Here is a 6,731-nt window from a genome sequence, read left to right as displayed (position 1 = left end):
CGTTCGCGCCGGCGAACACGAAAAGGCTACGGCCTGACACCACGTTCAGTTCATCATATGACGATCTGAACGCTTGAGATCGAGAATAATAGAAGTGCCATACTAAGAGAGGCATGTAGTGGTCAACCCACTGTCTAGGATGAGTTGACCACTACAAGGCACAACAGCTGGATTACTAATTTAGTGCTGTTATTGCGTGGTATCGTATCGCCTCCCCCTACCTAGCATGAAGAATAAGTAGACCGTATCGCGCAACCTTGAAGTCTTGGAAGTCCTGACCTATTTCTGGACAGACATCGTCTATGCTTTTGCCATCTTAGCAGGTTTCTTCTTTGGCGGCGGTAGAGGCACCTCCATCTCATAGTGCTCAAGCCTTACGGAGTTAGCCAACGCAAAGGCCGGAAGCTCTGGCATAGCAAGCTTATTGCGTCGCGCATCGTATAAACATGCAAAAGCCGCATCGGTATTCGCATTTGCATAGCCTTTAGCCTGAGTGATTCCTTCCTTGGCCCACTCAAGATTTCGCTCGAAAGACTTCTTAGGTGATAGCACCTTAAGCTCTATGACTGTGTTTATCTGTTTGTTCGACCCTGGACTTGTTTCTCGCTGCACATACAGGTCCGTTCTCCCCCCCTGATTGTTTATCTCCTCATTAACAAACACTCCTGACCTTCGGTAGGAAGCCCTCAAGTAAGTCAACAAGTACGACTGAACACTACGCTCTGGTCCACTGCGCAAGTCGTACTGCGTCTTTGTTTTGTTCAGCTCCCACATGGTCCGCGCACCAATCGCACGTGGAGTACTGAGCCATTCATGATGGAAGACGCGTAGATCCTCCGCCAAACTGTCAGGCGTAATATTCTCATCGGTGCTCTTGATCAAAATTTCATCCGGCTCATGAATCCAGTCATCCAACGGCTGGCCTGCACGATGGATTTGGATAGTCTGCTGGCCGAACTTGGCAATCACAAAAGTGTGTTGATCGCCGAGGTGGTGCTCGATGAAGTCATACGCCTCGTCAACAGTTAGTGCGTCGAGCAGTCTTACCATCAGGCGAAAGTTCTGGTTGCAAACGGCTATGCCCTGACTTACCGTACCCGAACGTCTTCTTATGCGTGAGATCGTTGTTGGGACATAGTCTTTAAGTCCCAAATCGACGTCCGGCGTTTCCGCAAAAATCATCAAGAGCGCCTGTTCCGTGCTTCCATAGTCGCCAAGAGAACGCTTGCTCTGCCAATAGCGATAAAAGTCGATAACTTCTTGGATGAATTGATCTTCCGAGCTGCCGGAGTTTCCAGGGCGAAGCCTCTCAATGTGGCTTTTCTCAGAATACGTGAAGGTGGGTTCAATAGTCATTCATGCCACCTCTGCTCGAGCTCGCAGGATCGACTGATAGGCACTCAGAACATCTTTCCTATTGATAAAAGTCTTGTGACCGAGTATAGATTGTATTTTTCTAAGTCCCTCGACGGTCGGCGTGTTTTCGCTCCCATCCTCTTCGATCAGAAGCATTTCACCTGGCCGTCTCAAGGCGGATACATACGTCAGGTCCTGAACCAGCATCCGATCCAGCGACTGTCCTTCCTGCTCCTCCGGGATACCTTCCGCCTCGAGCGATTGTACCGCGCCAAGACAGATATCAAGCAGGAAACTATAAATTCTCCTACCCATATCAGTTTGACGAAGAACCTTGCAGACCTGCAAGCCATTCTTTTTAAGCTTGAACACCCCGTCAAATTGTAGATCCTTAGGCGACGGATGAGCCTTAAATCCAGAAACGGAGACAAGATCGGCAAATACTAAATGCCCTAAGGCCAAGTGGGCTGCCCGATAATAAGGACCATGCGGAGTTCGTTGCGCACGCTGGCGCAACGGTTGTAACCCATAAAACCGAGCGGAAGCAAAGGACATAAACAATAGCGCATGCAGTCTAGCTCGGCTTAATGAGTTCAACCCAGCAGATTCTGCCGCCGTGATTAAGAAAAGAACCCACCTTACAAACTGTAGCTTTTCGTAATCACGCTTAAGGAGCGCCTTATCACTTAGCATTCAAGAACCTCCCAAGCTCTTCATGCAGCAGTTGAACCGCTCTACCTTCGGAGAGCGCTGCGGGCGAAGGAGTCAGTTCAAGTAGGTTTATAAAGTGGTTGGATCGATGGCTCTGTAGCTTCGATATTTTGCCTTTTGCGTCGATCAGTCCTAACAGGGCAGGAATCATTTCCGTGCCATTGAGATTTGAGGTCGCTATTACCTTTCTCGGTGCCGTTGAATCTTCAGGGGCAAAACTACGCATTAGATCCGCCGCTCGACGCATGAACCAGCTATCCAGACTCGCTTCGGGTGTCTCAATCACCAGCATTTTCTGGCCATTAGTGTTGATCATATCGAGCAACGTCATGCGAAACGCGAGGTCGAGAAACTCTTTTTGGGATTCAGAAACGCTACTGCTGCTTGATCGCTCGCTTGGCAGCTTATGGGTGCCGGAAGTCATCTTGACGGTGAAGGCAGGAATATTGACTCGATCTGCACCAGTGGCGATCTTGAACGGCGTCTGGCGATTGAAGGCAACACTCACGCGCTCCTGCAGAAACTCCATGGCGTAGTTCGTCAGACGAGTTTCGAGGTCAGCCTTCAAAGTTGACATTTCCTCCTGTGCATTATCGACGGCTGCCCGATACTCCGATGTGTAGCGTTTGCGATTTTCAGCTAGTACGTCCAACTCAGCTTGCTCTCGGTCAATCTCTGAGTAGACGTCATACATCTCCTGTCCTTCATCGACAGGGCGCAACATATCCAAGGTCTCAACTGCTTGCAGCGTAAGGGCACGCTTGGTCGCTGCGGATCTTAATAGCGGTGCGATTCTAGCTTTATGCTCCTCAATTTCAGCAAGCTTTGCGTCGTTCGCAGCTAGGTGTCGTCGAATCGAGTCAAGATCCGCCTCGATTCTATGGATATCGTTTACATTTATGGGGGTGATGCTGGGCGGGTTCGATGCTGGGGTCTGAGAGTCACAGACGAAGCAATGTCCTTTACGGATTTTCTTGCTGATACCAGACAGCTGTTTTTTTGACTTTGCTCCACAAATGAAACAACCGCAGCCCGTAGCATAGCCCTGCATTAAAAAACGCTCCTTATCTCCAAGCGAGGGTAAAGCCTGAAGAATAAATTTGGAGTCGGCCTGCAAGAATTGAGCCTCAAGTTCAGCAAGTTTTATTTGCCCATCATCGGTCTGGAGCAGCAGCTGATTCTCTTCGCGCTGCAACATGTCAAATTCTTGCTTTAAATTGATGTACTCAACCTCGGCCTCGGCGGCGGCCGCCTTCGCCTCTTTGAGCTGACCTTGAGATGTTTGAACCTCAATGGACAAGGCTGGACGTTCTAGAGAAGGTAGAGTATCTTTTCTGCGATTTAGAATATTTGTTCTATTGCGATACTCAGAGTCGATTTTTTGAATAAGTGCAAAAAGCTTATTTAACGTTTCGGCCACTGACTCGTCAAAGAATAGTATCTTAAAGAATTCAAACTGAGCCGACGGCTCCCATAGCAACGGCAAACGGTCCTCACCGAAAAACTGAAGATATCTGACTACCATGTGAAAGTCGTACGCTGATAGTAGTCCACTCATGGAGGCCAGCTCTTCAATAAATGCCGTCTCACCTGCTGGTGTATACTTGCGTCCGGAAACCTTCACTCCCTTTATACGCATATCTCGCATGTATCGCGAGACCTCCACTTTCCTCTGCCCCACGCTGAAATACAAAGTGGCGTAGGCATCATCGTCCAGTTTTTCAGGAACCCGGCTTGAGAAGAAGTCAAACTTCTTTGGCTCAACCAAGCGTCGCTGGCTTACCCGCCCCACATTCTTGGTCGCCTTTTCCGGGTTACTCGGCCCGAGCAATAACCTTAACAATAGGGTTAGCAATGTGGTTTTGCCAATACCATTGATACCTGCAATCACACTGATGCCATTTTCGAATGCAATGTCCAGTCCATTGCCATGCTCACCAGGGTAGAGTGAGAAGTTCCGGATTACCAACCGCTCAATAACTGGAAGGCTGATGCTAGAACGCACATTTATCTCCCTATATACATGCTGCTCAAGCGAAACCTTAACTGTCAGCTGCGGCGTAGCATCTTGATTGCCAGCAGTGCTTGAGTAAGGACCTTCGCATCTTCTTCTGTTCCCTCCCAGACACTGTCCAAGAGGCGAGTAAGACGAAGCCTGGTTGATGAGGTGGCTTGGTCCTGCTCTGGAAGCTCAGTCAGGAATGAAACACTGGCGTCGTTGCACATTTTCTGAACAGATTGAGCACGTACTCCGAACTCTCCTTTGTACACACGTCCAACCCAACTTTGCGAAACGCCATAGCACTCTGCCACCTGCGCCTGTGTCAAGCCCTTTCGTTTGAAAAACTCGGCGAGCAAGCGCCCAACGTCTTGCGCAGCGTCTTTGCGGATCATACAAATATACGTATATTTTTTGAAAATAAGCGTATATTTAGCACCAGAATTTCAACTGTGGCAATTCGTTTGAGATGAGAAGGAGGCAGCGATGCAGATCGCATTTGACCAATGGACTAAAGGCCGCAAAATCAATACGTTAGGGACGAATGCGGGCGCAGAGAAACTGCCCTTTCAGACTTGGCGGCATTTCAAGGAGGCATTCGCGCCAGAACTCGTCGCCCGAGCGGTCAGGGAAAGTCTCCTTCCTGTCCGCACCTGTATCGACCCTTTTGGAGGCTCGGGAACAACGGCTTTGGCCTGCCAGTTTCTAGGGGTTGAGCCTGTTACCATGGAGGTCAATCCCTATCTGGCTGATCTCATTGAAGCGAAACTCACCGCCTATGACAGCACGTCCCTGACTCATGACTTGGGTCAGATCATTCGTGCGGTGCGCAGCATACGAGGCGACCACGACCTGAGCTGGCTTCCAACCACATTTGTAGCTCCGGGAGTCAATAATCGTTGGCTGTTCGAACATGACGTCGCGCAAAGAATCGAGTCCTACCGTAAGGCTATTGCCAGCCTATCCAATCCCATCCATCAGATGTTCTTCAGAGCGATCCTTGGTGGCTTTCTGGTTGAAGTAAGTAACGTGCTCATCAGTGGCAAAGGACGTCGATACAGGCAAAATTGGCAGTTAAGGAAACAGAGCCCTGAGACGGTGGATCAACAATTTCTGAACAGGGTTCAAAAAGCGCTTTACGAAATTGCCCGTTATGCGTCTCGCCCCGTGTCGAAGTACACACTCATCCGGGGCGACTGCCGCGAAACGATCGCGAATGCGCCTATGGCAGATCTCGCGGTATTTTCGCCCCCCTACCCCAACTCGTTCGACTATACCGACGTATACAACGTTGAGCTGTGGGTGCTGGGCTACCTGAACGACTCCGCTGATAATCGTTCACTGCGTCAGTCGACATTGGCGTCCCACGTTCAGATTCAACGCAACTACGCACCGCGCCCACTTGGATCAGCAACGTTGGATGACGTTTCGAAGAAACTGCATGCCAGTCGTGAGCTGCTTTGGAGTCGCTGGATTCCCAACATGGTCGACGGCTATTTTGCGGACATGGCCGGCGTGATGAAGTCTTTGGCCAACCGTTTGCCTCTTCAAGGTGAAGCATGGGCGGTTGTAGGGGACAGTCTTTATGCGAACATTCACATCCCCGTAGCAGAGATCCTGACCGAGCTCGCGCCCACCTGTGGATTTGAAGCAGTACACGTTGAGGCGTTTCGCTCAATGAGATCATCCGCGCAGCAAGGCGGAAAGCAAGAACTAGCAGAAAGCTTGGTCGTATTTCGCAAGGTATAACGCGGTAGATTGTAGTGTTACTGCCCCGAGGCCGATTTAGGCGAGATCATCGCCGAGAGAGGGGTGTCTGATGAGCAAGCAACGACGTACGTTTTCCGCGGAGATTAAGCCAGAGGCCGGAGCCTTGGTGCTAGACCAAGACATATCGGCGCCTGCCGTTCGCTGGGAGCGGTGGATTCGGCCTTGCGCCGTTGGGTAAAGCAGATACAGCAGGAGCGCGATGGCGGGCCCCCGAAAAACAAGCCTCCCCCCGAACAGCAGAAGATCTAGGAGATGGAGGCCCGGATCAACTGGTTGGAACGGGAGACAACGATCCTAAAAAAGCTACCGCTCTCTCGATGTCGGACGCACTCGATCGTACGCGCTGATAGTCCAGTGATCGATAGCGATGGGAGGCCCTGCTCGAGGATGGCACATTGCCAACAAAATACCCCTTGCCCGCCACCGTTGTTTTATCGTTGTTGCCAGCCCCTGATCTGGCGGAAAAGCCCGCTCCATGAATCGTCATGGAGCCTCCCATGTTTCAACTCCTTTCCTGGATATCCAGGAAGCCGTCCCCCACCCCACCAACCAAAGCTGCCCCAGGGGGATTCCTCCCTCCTCTGAGCAGCATGGAACTGCTCGGCACGCCTCGGCGCCGGCAGCTACTGGAGAACATCTGGCAGCGTGCCTCGCTATCCAAGCAGCAATTCGAGGAGATCTACCGCCGACCACTGGCCAACTACGCCGAGCTGGTCCAGCAGCTCCCTGCTTCGGAAAACCATCACCATGCCCATCCAGGCGGGATGATCGATCACGGCCTGGAGATCGTGGCCTACGCACTGAAGGTGCGGCAGACTTACCTGCTCCCTGTGGGCGCGGCACCAGAGTCACAGTCAGCCCAGGCTGAAGCCTGGTCGGCCGCCGCGGCTTATGG

General features: G+C 51.3%; 6 protein-coding genes and 1 pseudogene. 3 read left to right on the top strand and 4 right to left on the bottom strand.

Annotated elements, in window-relative coordinates:
- Positions 1–300: 300 nt before the first annotated feature.
- The 4 genes from HMPREF3014_RS16050 to HMPREF3014_RS34400 are packed head-to-tail and all read right to left on the bottom strand — an operon-like array spanning position 301 to position 4,461.
- Positions 301–1,356 carry a PD-(D/E)XK nuclease domain-containing protein gene (locus tag HMPREF3014_RS16050; protein WP_003117089.1) on the bottom strand — a complete coding sequence of 352 codons (1,056 nt, stop codon included), beginning with the start codon at positions 1,354–1,356 and terminating at the stop codon, positions 301–303.
- Positions 1,357–2,049: a hypothetical protein gene (locus HMPREF3014_RS34665; protein ID WP_023093055.1), complete on the bottom strand. Its 693-nt coding sequence runs from the start codon at positions 2,047–2,049 to the stop codon at positions 1,357–1,359. It abuts the gene before it with no gap.
- Entirely contained in the window at positions 2,039–4,072 is a 2,034-nt protein-coding gene (locus HMPREF3014_RS16040) for an AAA family ATPase (RefSeq protein ID WP_003117091.1), read from the bottom strand. The genes HMPREF3014_RS34665 and HMPREF3014_RS16040 overlap by 11 nt, the downstream gene beginning before the upstream one ends.
- A gap of 44 nt (positions 4,073–4,116) precedes the next feature.
- Positions 4,117–4,461, bottom strand: coding sequence for a helix-turn-helix domain-containing protein (locus tag HMPREF3014_RS34400; RefSeq protein WP_071534129.1), 345 nt, complete (start codon positions 4,459–4,461; stop codon positions 4,117–4,119).
- Positions 4,462–4,552: 91 nt separating this feature from the next.
- On the opposite strand from HMPREF3014_RS34400, the gene HMPREF3014_RS16035 reads away from it, so the two are divergent.
- From HMPREF3014_RS16035 to HMPREF3014_RS16025, 3 genes and pseudogenes are all read left to right on the top strand, one after another.
- Positions 4,553–5,815 carry a DNA methyltransferase gene (locus HMPREF3014_RS16035; RefSeq protein ID WP_003117092.1) on the top strand — a complete coding sequence of 421 codons (1,263 nt, stop codon included), beginning with the start codon at positions 4,553–4,555 and terminating at the stop codon, positions 5,813–5,815.
- Positions 5,816–5,885: 70 nt separating this feature from the next.
- Positions 5,886–6,191, top strand: a pseudogene (locus tag HMPREF3014_RS34395) (transposase); the annotation flags it as partial.
- Positions 6,192–6,333: 142 nt separating this feature from the next.
- On the top strand, positions 6,334–6,731 hold a 398-nt coding region (locus tag HMPREF3014_RS16025; protein ID WP_177344980.1), incomplete at its 3' end, for a TraI domain-containing protein.

The organism is Pseudomonas sp. HMSC065H01, assembly GCF_001815235.1.
Lineage (GTDB): Bacteria > Pseudomonadota > Gammaproteobacteria > Pseudomonadales > Pseudomonadaceae > Pseudomonas > Pseudomonas aeruginosa.
The sequence above is the reverse complement of the archived record's forward strand: the minus strand, read 5'-3'. Positions and strand labels throughout refer to the sequence as shown.